The sequence below is a fragment of the Dinoroseobacter sp. PD6 genome, assembly GCF_028807315.1.
Lineage (GTDB): Bacteria > Pseudomonadota > Alphaproteobacteria > Rhodobacterales > Rhodobacteraceae > Dinoroseobacter > Dinoroseobacter shibae.
Genome location: NZ_JARAMN010000007.1, coordinates 69574 through 83360, shown reverse-complemented (window position 1 = coordinate 83360; position 13787 = coordinate 69574). Strand labels below are relative to the sequence as shown.

Here is a 13787-nt window from a genome sequence, read left to right as displayed (position 1 = left end):
CCGTATATGGCCCCGTCCCCCTGAAACCTCAAGGTTGACAAGCCCTCGGCCAGCCCGGACACATCGCCCCAGATGCCGGAGCCCATGATGCCGTTCGCCATACCCTTCCCGCCGCTGAGCCCCGAGATCTTCGCGATCGAGATCGGCGGGGTGACCCTCGCCCTGCGCTGGTATGCGCTGGCCTATATCCTCGGGCTGGTGCTGGGCTGGCGGATCGTGACCGGGCTGGTCAAGCGCCCCGCGCTCTGGGGCGCGCGCCCCGCCCCGATGTCCCCGCCGCAGGTCGAGGCCCTGCTGACCTGGGTGATCCTCGGGGTGGTGCTGGGCGGGCGGCTGGGCTTCGTGCTGTTCTACCAGCCCGATTACTACCTGCGCCATCCGGCCGAGATCCTGATGGTCTGGCAGGGCGGCATGGCCTTCCATGGCGGGCTGGTGGGCGTGGTGCTGGCGGTGGCGATCTTCTGCTGGCGCGAAGGCGTGCCCCATTTGCAGGCCGCCGATGCGCTGGCCGTCGCGACCCCGCCGGGGCTGTTCCTCGGGCGGATGTCGAATTTCATCAATGCCGAGCTTTGGGGCCGGCCCACGGACGCACCCTGGGGCGTGATCTTCCCCGGTGTCTCGGCCCAGAATTGCGGCCAGCCCGCCGGGGAGCTTTGCGCGCGCCACCCCTCGCAGCTCTACGAGGCGGGCCTGGAGGGGCTTGTGCTCGGCCTCGTGCTGTTGTGGCTGGTGCGGCGCGGCGCGCTGGCGCGCACGGGCACGGTGTTCGGCACGTTCCTCGCAGGCTACGGCGCGGCGCGTTTCGTGGTCGAACTGGTCCGCCAGCCGGATGCGCAATTCGTCTCCGCCGGCAACCCGGTGGGCCATGCGCTGCATTTCGGCGGCTGGGGCCTGACCATGGGCCAGATCCTGAGCCTGCCGATGATCGCGCTCGGCCTGTGGCTGATCGCGCGCGCCCGCCGCACCGCGCCATGACCCCGCTGGCGGAGATCCTCGCCGCGCGGATCGCCGCGACCGGCCCGATCACCGTGGCCGAGTTCATGGCCGAATGCCTGCTGCACCCCACCCACGGCTATTACACCACGCGGACGCCCTTCGGTCAGGCAGGCGATTTCACCACCGCACCGGAGATCAGCCAGATGTTCGGGGAATTGCTGGGCCTCGCGCTGGCCCAGGCCTGGCACGACCAGGGCGCACCGCCCGGCGCCATTCTTGCCGAGATCGGGCCGGGGCGCGGCACGCTCATGGCCGACATCCTGCGCGTGCTGAAACAGGTGCCCGGCGCCGACACCCTGCGCCCCCACCTGGTCGAGGCCAGCCCCGCCCTGCGCGCCGAGCAGGCAACCCGCGTGCCGGAGGCCGTCTGGCTCGACCGAGTGGAGGATCTGCCCGACGCGCCGCTCTTGCTGGTGGCCAACGAGTTCTTCGATGCCCTGCCCATCCGCCAGTTCGAGCGCCACGTCGCGGGCTGGGCCGAACGGCAGATCGGGCTGGCCGAGGGCGCGCTGGCCTTCGGGCGCGCCCAACCTGCGGCCCTGGCATCCCTCGCCCACCGGATGGCGGACACAAGCCCCGGCGATCTGGTCGAAACCTGCGCCCCGGCGCACCCGATCATCGCCGAGATCGCGGGCCGCATCGCGCGCCACGGCGGCGCGGCGATCATTGCAGACTATGGCGACTGGCGCTCGAAGGGCGACACGTTGCAGGCGGTGCGCGCCCATCGCCCGGACCCGGTGCTGGCCCATCCCGGCCAGGCCGACCTGACCGCCCATGTGGATTTCGAGCCGCTGGCGCAGGCCGCGCGCACCGCCGGGGCGAGCGTATCGGCGATGATCCCCCAGGGCGTATTTCTCGAACGGCTGGCCATCACCGCCCGCGCCCGGGCCCTCGCCAGGGGACTGGAAGGCGCGGCATTGCAAAGCCACATCGCCGCACATCGCCGCTTGACCCACCCGGAGGAAATGGGAACCCTGTTCAAAGTGCTCTGTGTGAGTCCCCCATCCGCGCCCCCCGTGCCGGGGTCCATCGCCCCGCCCAACCCCGGGAAACCCGACGCCCCATGACGCTCGAGATCCTCACATCGCCCGCCCTGCCGGTGGCGCACGGGTTCTTCACCCGCAAGGGCGGCGCGTCCTCGGGTGTGTTCGAGGGGCTCAATTGCGGCCCCGGCTCCAGCGACCAGTCCGACACCGTGGCCCTGAACCGCGCCCGCGTGGCCGCGGCGATGGAGGTGCCGGTCAGCGCGCTCGCCACGGTGAACCAGGTTCATTCGCCGGACGTGGTCACGCTCGACACCGCCCCGGCGCCCGGCCCGAAACCCACCGCCGACGCCATGGTCACCGCGACCCCGGGCCTCGTTCTCGGCATCCTGACCGCCGATTGCCAGCCGGTGCTTTTCGCCGACGGGCAGGCGGGCGTCATCGGCGCGGCTCATGCGGGCTGGCGCGGCGCGCTGGACGGCGTGCTGGAGGCCACGATCGACGCCATGGTGGCCGCGGGCGCCCGGCGCGAGGCGATCACCGCCGTGATCGGCCCGTCGATCTCCCAGCGGGCCTACGAGGTCGGGCCCGAGTTTCTCGACCGCTTCCTCGACGACGACCCCGAGAACAGCCGCTTTTTCGCAGGGGGCCAGGACGGCCGGGCGCATTTCGACCTGATCTCCTACGGGCTGACCCGGCTGCGGGGCGCGGGCATCGCCCAGGCCGAGTGGACCGGCCATTGCACCTACAGCGATCCGGGCCGGTTCTTTTCCTACCGCCGCAGCGTCCATGGGGGCGAGGCCGATTACGGCCGGCTGATCTCGACCATCCGGCTCTGAGCGGCCCTGTCCGGCCCGACGCCCGCCACATTCCTGCCTTGTTTCGCCCCGGCCCCCCGCGTCAGCTGCATGGAATACCTGCAAACGCGGGCGTTTCCGCAAGGCCGCTGCCCCCCACAACTTTTACAATTTTCGTCAAATTTCGGCCTTTTTTGCCCGCAAGGCTGACCACAATTCGCGATCACGAGCGCGGATTGTTCCCAACTGCCACTCACGGCGCCAAATTAAGGCACAAACCATGATGAAAGACACGCCCCGCTGGCTCCGCGCGCTGCTGCGCGCCACGGCCGAACACACCCCGCACCCGCCCTATGCCCGCCAGGTGCGCCCGCCGCTTGCCCTGCGCGACGCGCCACCTGCACCGGAGCGGCGCCGCGCCGCGGGAGGCTGACCCCGCGTTAAGGATGACCCGTCGAATTCTTTGACAATTTTAGTCAAAGCGCACAGGTTCAGCGGGCTGACCACGGTGGGGGCCGTACAGCAACCCGAGGGTAAGAACATGGCTCCACTCGTCCGTCCGCCGGTCCCGGTCACCGTATCCAATGGTGCAGACGCCACCGCGCAACCGTCCGTTCTGGCCAGATTCGACAGCCACTGCATCGAACAGGGCGCGCGCAGTTTCTGCGCCCGCAAGCCCGAGATCGTAACGCGCCTGCTGCCGGCCTTCGGGATCCTCGCCCAAGGCACCCAGATCCGAGTACCCACGGGCAGCGTCGCGATCGAGGATCTGGGCCTCGGCGACACCATCGCCCCGGGTGACGGCGGCACCGCTCAGATCACCTGGATCGGCGAGGTCACCTTGCGGCCCGACGCGCTCGACACCCCCTGGCTGCGCCGCGTACAGCCCGAACGCTTCGGCTTCGGCCGCCCCCTCAGCGACAGCATCCTCGGCGCCGCGGCCGAGGTACAACTCGGCGGCGCCCGCGACATCTCCAAGCCGCTCTCGACCTTCGGCCATGACGACATGATCACCGCGCTGGTCCCGCAAGCCCCTGTTCGCATGTTCCAGATCGCCTGCGCCAGCCCCGCCTGGGCCGTGGCCAACGGTCTGTCGATTCGTACCCTGAACACGGACGGTTTCCTGTCCCGCCAACCAGATCTTCTGGCACAGATGTTCGCCAGGTTGATGCCCGGGCTGACCACGCGGCCCGCACCCGAACGCTTCGTCACCGCCTCGCCCTTCCGCCGCGCCCGCCTGGGCTGAGCCCCCGGACGCCCGCCCGTCAGGCGATCTGGCTGAGACGCGCTTCCATGACATCGAAGGGGACGCCGGGCTCGTCCTTGGCCCCCCGGATCACCAGCGAGGTCTTCACGCTCGCCACGTTCTCCGCCGCGGTCAACTCGCCGGTCAGGAAGCTCTGGAAGGACGACAGGTCCGGGGCCACGCATTTCAGGATGAAGTCGATCTCGCCGTTCAGCATGTGGCACTCGCGCACCAGCGGCCAGGCCCGGCAGCGCGCCTCGAAGGCGCTCAGATCCGCCTCCGCCTGGCTGTTCAGCCCGACCATGGCAAAGACCTGCACCTCGAATCCCAAGGCGCGGGTGTCGACACTGGCATGGTAGCCGCGGATGAACCCGGCCTCCTCCAGCGCGCGCACCCGGCGCAGGCAGGGCGGGGCCGAGATGCCGACGCGCCTGGCCAATTCGACATTGGTCATGCGCCCGTCCCCCTGCAATTCAGCAAGAATCTTGCGGTCGATCGGATCAAGTTTGGATGCGTGCATAAGGCCCTCTTCCCGTGGGGCTTTCTTACGCCAGACACCCCACCTGCGCAATAATGTTTCTCACTTCGGCAATATTTTTCTGCCGAAGATCAGAACCGTGGCCCCTTTTCCTCTCTGTCCCCGGGTTTTATATCGGGGGGATCATTTGTCGAGGAAGCTGCCCCATGTCGAGCGAAACACGTCACCTGAAGGTCCTGATCATCGGCTCCGGCCCGGCGGGCTACACGGCGGCGGTCTATGCCAGCCGCGCGATGCTGAACCCGGTGCTGGTCCAGGGCATCCAGCCCGGCGGCCAGCTGACCATCACCACCGATGTGGAAAACTGGCCCGGCGACAGCAGCGTCATGGGCCCCGACCTGATGGTGCGGATGGAAGAGCATGCCAAGGCCATGGGGACCGAGATCATCGCCGACCATATCAACCGGCTCGACCTGTCGGCCCGCCCCTTCACCGCCTATGGCGACAGCGGGACGATCTACAAGGCCGAGGCGCTGATCCTGGCCACCGGGGCGCAGGCGAAATGGCTGGGCCTGCCCTCGGAGGAACACTTCAAGGGCTTCGGCGTCTCGGCCTGCGCCACCTGCGACGGGTTCTTCTACCGCGGCAAGGAGGTCGTGGTGATCGGCGGCGGCAACACGGCCGTCGAAGAGGCGCTGTTTCTGACCAATTTCGCCTCCAAGGTGACCCTGGTGCACCGCCGCGACAGCCTGCGCGCCGAGAAGATCCTCCAGGACCGGCTGTTCAAGAACCCCAAGGTCGAGGTGATCTGGGACCACACGGTGGAGGAAGTGGTGGGCACAGACACCCCGCGCGGCGTCGAAGGCGTGGTGATCAAGCACCGCGACACCGGCGAGACGCGCACCCTGCCCTGCGCGGGGTTCTTCGTGGCCATCGGCCATGCCCCGGCCTCCGAGTTGGTGATCGACCAGCTCGAAACCCATATGGGCGGCTATGTCGTCACCGCGCCGGACAGCACCGCGACCTCGATCCCGGGTGTCTTCGCCGCGGGCGACCTGACCGACCACGAATACCGCCAGGCGGTGACCAGCGCGGGCATGGGCTGCATGGCCGCGCTGGAGGCCGAGCGGTTTCTGGCGGAAATGGACGGCGAGACCACCGCCGATGCGGGCGTCTACGCGGCCCCGGTGAACGCGGCGGAATAACCGCCCCGCAAGGCAGCCCGGGCCCGCAGGCCCGGACCGCGCTGGCTCAGGGCAGAACCTCGCCCGTGGGCCGCGGCGTCGCCGCCGTTTCCACCGGCAGGATCGGATAGACCACCTCCGGCATCTCCCCGGTCAGGGCGCGCAGGAAGGCCACGATCTTGTCCGCCTCATCCTCGGTGATATCGGCACCGAGCTGCGAGTCGCCCATGATCTGCACCGCGGCCTTCAGGTCCCACACCACGCCGGAATGGAAATAGGGCGCCGTCAGCTCGATATTGCGCAGGGGCGAGGCCCGGAAGACATAGGAATCATCCGCCGTCTCGGTCACCGCGAAGCGGCCCATGTCATCGGGCGGCAGCACATCCGCCCCCGGCTTCTCGATCAGCCCGAAGGGATAGTAGCCGTTGCCGCCCAGGTTCACCCCGTTGTGGCAAGAGGCGCAGCCCTTGTCGATGAAGAGCGCCAGGCCCTCCTTCTGATCCTCGCTCAGCGCCGCCTCGTCCCCGTTCAGTTAGGCATCGAAGGGCGCGGGCGTGATCAGCGTGGCCTCGTAGGCCTCGATCGCCTTGGCGAAATTGTCGAAGGACACCGGGTCGGCCTCTTCGGGGAAGGAGGCCGTGAACCACTCCACATATTGCGGCATGGAGTTGAGCGTCGCGATCACGTTCTCCGGCGTGTTGGCCATCTCGACCCCCGCCTGCACAGGCCCCTTGGCCTGCGCTGCCAGGTCCTCGGCCCGCCCGTCCCAGAACTGCGCGATGTTGAACACCGCGTTCAGCACCGTGGGCGAGTTGCGCGGCCCCTTCTGCCAGCCATGGCCGATCGAGACCGGCATGTTGTCGTCGCCGCCCGTCGCCAGGTTGTGGCAGGAATTGCACGAAAACACCCCCGACGCGGACATCCGCGGGTCGAAGAACAGCGCCTTGCCCAGGTCGATCTTCTCCGGCGTGACAGGGTTGTCGCGCAGCGCCGGGATCGTGGAGGGCACCGGCTCGAACAGCTCGCGCGCCTGCTCCTGCAGGTCGGACGCGGACGCCGCGGACGCGGCCAGAACAAGCATGGAAACAGTGCCAAACCGGAGGGCTGGGTGACAGGCCATGAGAAACTCCTTTTCTTGTGGACCTTAGCCTGCCCGGCCTAACTTGGAATCGTTCTAAGTTTGTTGACTCAGGTCAAATCCGAACGCCCAACGCCACACGATAGGAAATTCCTATCAATACGCCGCGCGAAACCCGTCCATCGCCCGCCCTGTGCCCGGATCAACACAGCGTTTACCGCGATCGCAAATTGTTCTTGGCAGATCGGGTTGGCTGCCATATGCGTTCAGCCGTGAACACATATTGAGTCCCGCCCCGATGAACGCCCAGCCCAAACCGATCTCCGCCGAGGAGGAAGACCTGCTCTTCCGCCTGCTGCGGCAGCTCGACCTGACCCCGGACGCCTCCCAGCGCGCCCTGGCCGGGGCATTGGGCATCTCCCTGGGCCGGGTCAATGCGCAGCTGCGCGCCGCCGCGGAGGCCGGGCTGATCGAGATCACAGAACGGACCGGGACCGACCGGCGCCAGCGTTTCGCCTATGGCCTGACGGCCCGGGGTGCAGCGCAGAAAACCCGGCTCATCGACAAGTTCCTCGCCCGCAAGTTCACCGAGTTCACCGCCCTTCACGCCGAGCTGACCGGCTCGGCCCAATACCCGATCCCTCCCCAATTCAGGAGCTTTCCGATGCAAAACCCCCACGCCCCGATCACGGAGCTCTACGTCTCCGCCGACAGCGCCCAGAAGCTGAAGGTCGAAGCCGCGTCGCTTCCCTCCTGGGACCTGACCCCGCGCCAGATCTGCGATCTGGAGCTGCTGATGAATGGCGGGTTCAACCCGCTCAAGGGCTTCCTCGGCAAGGACGACTACGAAAGCGTGGTGGAAACCATGCGCCTGGCGGACGGCTCGCTCTGGCCGATGCCCATCACCCTGGATATCAGCCAAGATTTCGCCGACACGGTCGAGCCGGGCCAGGACATCGCCCTGCGCGACCAGGAGGGCGTGATCCTCGCCATCCTGTCGATCTCCGACAAATACGTGCCCAACAAGGCCCGCGAGGCCGAAATGGTCTTCGGCGCCGACGACCTGGCGCATCCGGCGGTGAACTACCTGCACCACGTCGCGGGCCCGGTCTATCTCGGCGGTGCCATCACCGGCATCCAGCAGCCGATCCATTACGACTTCCGCGCCCGCCGCGACACGCCCAACGAGCTGCGCGCCTATTTCCGCAAGCTCGGCTGGCGCAAGGTCGTGGCCTTCCAGACCCGCAACCCGCTGCACCGCGCGCATCAGGAGCTGACCTTCCGCGCCGCGCGCGAATCCCAGGCCAACCTGCTGATCCACCCGGTCGTCGGCATGACCAAGCCCGGCGATGTGGACCACTTCACCCGCGTGCGCTGCTACGAGGCGGTGCTCGACAAGTACCCGGCCGCCACCACCACCATGAGCCTGCTGAACCTGGCCATGCGCATGGCTGGCCCGCGGGAGGCGGTCTGGCACGGGCTGATCCGCAAGAACCACGGTGTGACCCATTTCATCGTCGGCCGCGACCACGCGGGCCCCGGCAAAAACTCCGCCGGCGAGGATTTCTACGGCCCCTATGACGCACAGGACCTCTTCCGCGAGCACGAAGAGGAAATGGGCATCACCATGGTGGACTTCAAACACATGGTCTGGGTCCAGGAGCGCGCGCAATACGAACCCATGGACGAGATCAAGGACAAGGACGAGGTCACGATCCTGAACATCTCGGGCACCGAGCTGCGCCGCCGCCTGTCCGAGGGGCTGGAGATCCCCGAATGGTTCTCCTTCCCCGAAGTGGTGGCCGAACTGCGCAAGACACGCCCGCCGCGAGCCAAGCAGGGCTTCACCGTGTTTCTGACGGGGCTGTCCGGCTCCGGCAAGTCCACCGTGGCCAACGCGCTCATGGTCAAGCTGATGGAAATGGGCGGCCGCCCGGTCACGCTGCTGGACGGCGACGTGGTCCGCAAGCACCTGTCGTCCGAGCTCGGCTTCTCGAAGGAACACCGCGACATCAACATCCGCCGCATCGGCTATGTCGCCTCCGAGATCACCAAGAACGGCGGCATCGCGATCTGCGCCCCCATCGCGCCCTACACCGCCACCCGCCGGGCCGTGCGCGAGATGATCGAGGCCTATGGCGCCTTCGTGGAAATCCACGTCGCCACCAGCCTCGAGGAATGCGAGCGCCGCGACCGCAAGGGGCTCTACAAGCTGGCGCGCGAGGGCAAGATCAAGGAGTTCACCGGGATCTCCGACCCCTACGAGGCGCCGACCAATGCCGAGCTGGTGCTGGACACCGAAGGGACCGAGGTCGACTATTGCGCCCAGCAGGTGCTGTTGAAGCTCGAATCCATGGGCCTCGTCGCGGCCTGAGCCGCGCCCCTGGGCACCGCCGCCCGACCCCGGCACCGGCCCACAGGAAAACAGCCTCCCCCCGGGGAGGCTGTTGTCATTGGCAAACCAGGCTCAGAACGCCCGTTTCCAGCCCACCGACACCGCGGTCGACCCGCTGTCATTCTCGAACGTGCCATAACCGTCCGAGCGATGGTGCAACCCGACGAGCAAGGTGCTGTCCTCCACCGGCGTGTTGAACTCCAGCTCCGCCTTCCAGAAGAAGAAGTTGCGCTGGGACTCGCCCGTGCGCTCCACCTCCACGCTGGGCACATCGGTCGCGTGGGATAGGCCCAGCCCGTAGGCGAAGCTCTCGAACGCATCGATCCACGGGTTCGGCGGGGTATAGCGCAGCACCACGGGCAGGTTCACCTCCCAATGGTCCATCTTGCCGAAATGGCGCACCAACTGCCCCTCGATGCCCCAGCTGAACCGGCTGGCACCGATCTGCCGCTCGATCCCGGCCGCGACGCCCACCAGGTAGGAGTCCGCCCAGGTCACATCGAAGGACATCACGTCGAACGAGGTGTTCTCGGTCAGCGAGGCGCCGAACACCGTCACATGCCGCTCCCAGGCCGGGTCCAGCTCGAACGCCGCGGCCGCACCCGGCCCGACACAGGCGACCGACAACGCGAGCGCGCCGATCTTTCGTTTCACATCACGCATGTATTCTCCGATCTCAGACCACGGCCGGGACGGCCGCGCGACTCCCTTGCGCGCTCCAAGACATAGAAAAAGCCCGCGGGCAGGACCAGACCCCTCGCAGCCCGTCGCGCCCGCCCCGGACCCAAAACAAAACCCCGCCCGGCGCGCGCCGAACGGGGGTCTTGTCTGTCGAATGCGCGCCCGTGTCAGGCGGCGGCAACCGCGCGCCCGGTCAGCACCTTGACCAGATGCGCCCGGTAGGCGCCCGTGCCGTGCAGGTCGTTGATCATCCCGTCCGCCGGAACCGACAGATCCTTGATCGCATCGGCCGAGAAATCGCCGCTCAGCGCCGCCTCGGCCTCGGACCAGCGGAACACGCCTTCTTCCGACGCGCCGGTCACGGCCACGCGCACGCCATCCGCGAACTTGGCCACGAACACGCCCACCAGGCTGAAGCGCGAGGCGGGCTGGACGAACTTCTGCCAGTTGGCCTTCTCGGGCACCGGGAAGCGGACCTCGGTGATGATCTCCCCCTCTTCGAGCGCGGTGGTGAACATCCCCTGGAAATAGTCGTCCGCCGCGATCTCCCGCGTGTTGGTCACGATGGTCGCCCCCGATCCCAGCGCCGCCGCCGGATAGCAGGCCGCCGGGTCGTTATTGGCAAGGCTGCCGCCGATCGTGCCGCGGTTGCGCACCGCCGGATCGCCGATCTTGCCCGCCAGGTCCGACAGGGCCGGGTACTTGGCCGCGGTCTCGCGCGCGACGACCGCGTGAACCGTGCCGCCACCGATGCAGATCTCGCCCGCATCATTGGTGCAGACACCCTTGATCTCGGCAATGCCCGACAGGCTCACCAGGGTCTCGGGCGCGGCCAGCCGCTGCTTCATGGTGGGCAGCAGGGTCTGCCCCCCGCCCAGCGCCTGGGCCTCGTCGCGCGACAGGGCCTTGACCGCATCCGTGACGGTGGTCGGTTTCACAAACTCGAAATTGTGCATATCTCTCTCCCGTTGAAGGGAGCCCCGCCCGAAGGCAGGGCCCGTCGCTCAGTGTCCGTGGATCGCTGCCCAGACGCGGCTCGGCGTCAGGGGCATGTCGATATGGGTCACATGGGTGTGGCCCGCCCGGTGCAGCGCGTCGATCACCGCGTTCACCACCGCCGGCGGGGAGCCGATGGCCCCGGCCTCGCCGCAGCCCTTCACGCCCAGCGGGTTGTGGGTGCAGGGCGTGATGCAGGAGTGATCCACTTCGAACATCGGCAGATCGTCGGCCCGCGGCATGGTGTAATCCATGTACGACCCCGACAGGAGCTGCCCGTCCGCGTCGTAGGAGCAGTTCTCGAGCAGCGCCTGCCCGATCCCCTGCGCCACGCCGCCATGGACCTGGCCCTCGACGATCATCGGGTTGATCACGTTGCCGAAATCATCCGCCGCCGTGAAGGCCAGCACGTCCACCTTGCCGGTGTCCGGGTCCACCTCGACCTCGCAGATATAGGCGCCCGACGGGTAGGTGAAGTTCGACGGATCGTAGAACGCCGTCTCCTCCAGCCCCGGCTCGATATCCTCCAGCGGGTAGTTGTGGGGCACATAGGCCGCCAGCGTCACATCCCCCCAGGCGACGGACTTGTCCGTGCCCGCGACCGTGAACGCACCGTCCTTGAGCTCGATGTCGCCCTCGGCGGCCTCCAGCAGGTGGGCCGCGATCTTCTTGGCCTTGTTGATGATCTTCTCGGTCGCCCGCACCATGGCCGAGCCGCCCACCGCGATGGAGCGCGAGCCATAGGTGCCCATGCCCATGGGCGTGTTGGCGGTGTCGCCATGGACGATCTCGATCATGTTCTCGTCGATGCCGAGCATTTCCGCGACCACCTGCGGGAAGGCGGTCTCATGCCCCTGCCCGTGGGAGTGGCTGCCGGTCATCACGCTGATCGAGCCGGTGGCGTTCACCCGCACCGTGGCGCTCTCGTAGAGCCCCGCGCGCGCGCCGAGCTGTCCCACCAGGTTCGAGGGCGCGATGCCGCAAGCCTCGATGAAATGCGCCAGGCCGAAGCCGCGCAGCTTGCCGCGGGCCTTGCTCTCGGCGGCGCGCGCCTCGAACGTGTCGGCCCCGGCCATCTCCAGGCCCTTTTCCAGCGTCGCGTGGTAGTTGCCGGTGTCATAGGTCACCGCAACGGGCGTGTCATAGGGGAACTGCTCGGGCTTGATGAAGTTGATCCGGCGCAGCTCCGCCGGGTCGACGCCCAGCTCCCGCGCGGCCTTGTCCACGACCCGCTCCAGCTGGAAGGTCGCCTCGGGACGGCCCGCGCCACGGTACGCATCCACCGGCGTGGTGGTGGTGAACACCGCCTTCACGTTGGTATAGATCAGCGGCGTGGTGTAGTTGCCCGCCAGCAGCGTGCCATGCAGCCATGTGGGGATCGACGGCGCGAAGGTCGACAGATACGCCCCCATGTTGGCATAGGTGTCGCAGCGCAGGGCGGTGAACTTGTGGTTCTCGTCCAGGGCCAGCTCGATCTTGGTCACGTGATCGCGACCATGCGCGTCCGACACGAACGCCTCCGAGCGCGACGAGGTCCACTTCACCGGCCGCCCGATCTGGCCGCTGGCGAAGGTGACGAAGGCTTCCTCGGCATAGTGATAGATCTTCGAGCCGAACCCGCCGCCCACATCCGGGGCCACGACGCGCAGCTTGTGCTCGGGGATACCCAGCACGAAGGCGCCCATCAGGAGCCGGATCACATGGGGGTTCTGCGAGGTGGTGTAGAGCGTGTAATCCTGCGTGCCGGGGTGATAATCCCCCACCGCCACGCGCGGCTCCATCGGGTTGGCCACCAGCCGGTTGTTGGTCAGCTCCAGCGTCGTGACATGGTGCGCGTTCTTGATCGCCTCATCGACCGCTGCGCGGTTCTCTTCGACAAAGCCCCACTCGTAGCAGAGGTTGTCGTCCAGATCGTCATGCACCTTGGTGGCGCCCTCGGCCAGCGCGGCCTTCATGTCCATGACCGCGGGCAGCTCCTCGATGTCCAGCTCGATCGCCTCGGCGGCATCGCGGGCCTGCTCCAGGCTCTCGGCCACGACCACGGCGATCGGGTCGCCCACATGGCGCACCTTGCCCTCGGCCAGCACCGGGTGCTTGGGCTCCTTCATGGGCTGTCCGTGGATGTCGGTGACCTGCCAGCCGCAGGGCACCCCGCCCACGCCCTCGAAATCCTTGGCGGTGAACACCCGGATCACCCCGTCCATGCCTTCGGCGGCGGCGGTGTCGATCCCGTTGATCTTGCCATGGGCCACTTCCGAGCGCAGGAAATAGGCGTAGGTCTGGTTGTTCAGGTTGATGTCGTCCGTGTAGCGTCCCCGGCCGGTCAGAAACCGGACGTCTTCGCGGCGCTTTGAACTGGCGCCAATGCCACCATCTTTGGGCATGTCATTCTCCCTCGGAGTATCCTGGGTCAAATCCGGCCGGGCGCACCATAGCGCCAGCGGCCAAGCTCAGTGGTTATTCCGCGGCCATCGGCGGCGCGACCTGCTGGCCCGAGGCCGCCAGGATCGCCTTGACGATGTTGTGGTAGCCGGTGCAGCGGCAGATATTGCCCTCGAGATACTCGCGGATCTCGTGCTCGCTCGGCTTGGGGTTGTCCTTCAGCAGCGCCGCCGCCGACATCACCATGCCCGGCGTGCAGAACCCGCATTGCAGCCCGTGATGCTCCTGGAACGCCGCCTGGATCACCGACAGCGAGCCATCCGCATTCGCCATGCCCTCGATGGTCGTGACCTCGGCCCCGTCCGCGTCCGCCGCCAGCACCGTGCAGGCCTTCACCGCCTCGCCGTCCACATGCACCACGCAGGCGCCGCACTGGCTGGTATCGCAGCCCACATGGGTGCCCGTCAGGTGCAGCTGGTCGCGCAGGAACGACGACAACAGCGTGCGCCCCTCCACCTCGCCGGAGCGGGCCTTGCCGTTCACGGTCATCGTTACAGATGTCATTCAGATC

The 13787-nt window shown here is 67.6% G+C and carries 12 protein-coding genes and 1 pseudogene; 7 read left to right on the top strand and 6 right to left on the bottom strand.

Annotated elements, in window-relative coordinates; genetic code table 11:
* Positions 1-87: 87 nt before the first annotated feature.
* The 5 genes from lgt to PVW48_RS12900 all read left to right on the top strand — a co-directional run bounded on the left by lgt (position 88) and on the right by PVW48_RS12900 (position 4022).
* Entirely contained in the window at positions 88-975 is an 888-nt protein-coding gene (lgt, locus tag PVW48_RS12920) for a prolipoprotein diacylglyceryl transferase (protein ID WP_274581638.1), read from the top strand.
* Complete coding sequence (locus tag PVW48_RS12915; protein WP_274581637.1) at positions 972-2063, top strand: class I SAM-dependent methyltransferase; 1092 nt, start codon at positions 972-974, stop codon at positions 2061-2063. The genes lgt and PVW48_RS12915 overlap by 4 nt, the downstream gene beginning before the upstream one ends.
* On the top strand, positions 2060-2818 hold the full coding sequence (gene pgeF, locus PVW48_RS12910) for a peptidoglycan editing factor PgeF (protein ID WP_274581636.1): 759 nt from the start codon (positions 2060-2062) through the stop codon (positions 2816-2818). The genes PVW48_RS12915 and pgeF overlap by 4 nt, the downstream gene beginning before the upstream one ends.
* A 241-nt stretch (positions 2819-3059) precedes the next feature.
* Positions 3060-3209 (top strand): hypothetical protein, encoded by a 150-nt coding sequence (locus tag PVW48_RS12905; RefSeq protein WP_274581635.1) that lies wholly within the window; start codon positions 3060-3062, stop codon positions 3207-3209.
* Positions 3210-3317: 108 nt separating this feature from the next.
* On the top strand, positions 3318-4022 hold the full coding sequence (locus tag PVW48_RS12900) for a Hint domain-containing protein (protein ID WP_274581634.1): 705 nt from the start codon (positions 3318-3320) through the stop codon (positions 4020-4022).
* Between the two features lie 19 nt (positions 4023-4041).
* On the opposite strand, the gene PVW48_RS12895 is transcribed toward PVW48_RS12900, so the two are convergent.
* Positions 4042-4542, bottom strand: a complete 501-nt coding sequence (locus tag PVW48_RS12895; RefSeq protein WP_012179314.1) for an Lrp/AsnC family transcriptional regulator — start codon at positions 4540-4542, stop codon at positions 4042-4044.
* A gap of 164 nt (positions 4543-4706) precedes the next feature.
* On the opposite strand from PVW48_RS12895, the gene trxB reads away from it, so the two are divergent.
* Entirely contained in the window at positions 4707-5705 is a 999-nt protein-coding gene (gene trxB, locus PVW48_RS12890; RefSeq protein ID WP_274581633.1) for a thioredoxin-disulfide reductase, read from the top strand.
* A 46-nt stretch (positions 5706-5751) separates the two neighbouring features.
* On the opposite strand, the pseudogene PVW48_RS12885 reads toward trxB, so the two are convergent.
* Positions 5752-6804, bottom strand: a pseudogene (locus PVW48_RS12885) (cytochrome-c peroxidase).
* Positions 6805-7060: 256 nt separating this feature from the next.
* Between PVW48_RS12885 and PVW48_RS12880 the strand changes: the two are divergent.
* Complete coding sequence (locus PVW48_RS12880) at positions 7061-9136, top strand: bifunctional sulfate adenylyltransferase/adenylylsulfate kinase (RefSeq protein WP_274581632.1); 2076 nt, start codon at positions 7061-7063, stop codon at positions 9134-9136.
* 93 nt (positions 9137-9229) lie between these two features.
* Here the strand turns inward: PVW48_RS12880 and PVW48_RS12875 are convergent, their stop codons facing one another.
* From PVW48_RS12875 to PVW48_RS12860, 4 genes are all read right to left on the bottom strand, one after another.
* A complete protein-coding gene (locus tag PVW48_RS12875; protein WP_274581631.1) occupies positions 9230-9820 on the bottom strand; it encodes a hypothetical protein in 591 nt (196 codons plus the stop codon).
* A gap of 185 nt (positions 9821-10005) precedes the next feature.
* Complete coding sequence (locus PVW48_RS12870) at positions 10006-10794, bottom strand: FAD binding domain-containing protein (RefSeq protein WP_274581630.1); 789 nt, start codon at positions 10792-10794, stop codon at positions 10006-10008.
* A gap of 48 nt (positions 10795-10842) precedes the next feature.
* Positions 10843-13218: a xanthine dehydrogenase family protein molybdopterin-binding subunit gene (locus PVW48_RS12865; protein ID WP_274581629.1), complete on the bottom strand. Its 2376-nt coding sequence runs from the start codon at positions 13216-13218 to the stop codon at positions 10843-10845.
* A gap of 73 nt (positions 13219-13291) precedes the next feature.
* The gene (locus PVW48_RS12860) at positions 13292-13780 is read right to left on the bottom strand and encodes a (2Fe-2S)-binding protein (RefSeq protein WP_274581628.1); all 489 of its coding nucleotides are present in this window, start codon (positions 13778-13780) and stop codon (positions 13292-13294) included.
* Positions 13781-13787 lie beyond the last annotated feature (7 nt).

Coding starts and splice junctions, on each gene's coding strand:
- pgeF (WP_274581636.1), top strand. CDS start 2,060: ATGACGCTCGAGATCCTCACATCGCCCGCCCTGCCGGTGGCGCACGGG.
- PVW48_RS12915 (WP_274581637.1), top strand. CDS start 972: ATGACCCCGCTGGCGGAGATCCTCGCCGCGCGGATCGCCGCGACCGGC.
- PVW48_RS12875 (WP_274581631.1), bottom strand. CDS start 9,820: ATGCGTGATGTGAAACGAAAGATCGGCGCGCTCGCGTTGTCGGTCGCC.
- PVW48_RS12905 (WP_274581635.1), top strand. CDS start 3,060: ATGAAAGACACGCCCCGCTGGCTCCGCGCGCTGCTGCGCGCCACGGCC.
- PVW48_RS12880 (WP_274581632.1), top strand. CDS start 7,061: ATGAACGCCCAGCCCAAACCGATCTCCGCCGAGGAGGAAGACCTGCTC.
- PVW48_RS12865 (WP_274581629.1), bottom strand. CDS start 13,218: ATGCCCAAAGATGGTGGCATTGGCGCCAGTTCAAAGCGCCGCGAAGAC.
- trxB (WP_274581633.1), top strand. CDS start 4,707: ATGTCGAGCGAAACACGTCACCTGAAGGTCCTGATCATCGGCTCCGGC.
- PVW48_RS12860 (WP_274581628.1), bottom strand. CDS start 13,780: ATGACATCTGTAACGATGACCGTGAACGGCAAGGCCCGCTCCGGCGAG.
- PVW48_RS12895 (WP_012179314.1), bottom strand. CDS start 4,542: ATGCACGCATCCAAACTTGATCCGATCGACCGCAAGATTCTTGCTGAA.
- PVW48_RS12900 (WP_274581634.1), top strand. CDS start 3,318: ATGGCTCCACTCGTCCGTCCGCCGGTCCCGGTCACCGTATCCAATGGT.
- lgt (WP_274581638.1), top strand. CDS start 88: ATGCCGTTCGCCATACCCTTCCCGCCGCTGAGCCCCGAGATCTTCGCG.
- PVW48_RS12870 (WP_274581630.1), bottom strand. CDS start 10,794: ATGCACAATTTCGAGTTTGTGAAACCGACCACCGTCACGGATGCGGTC.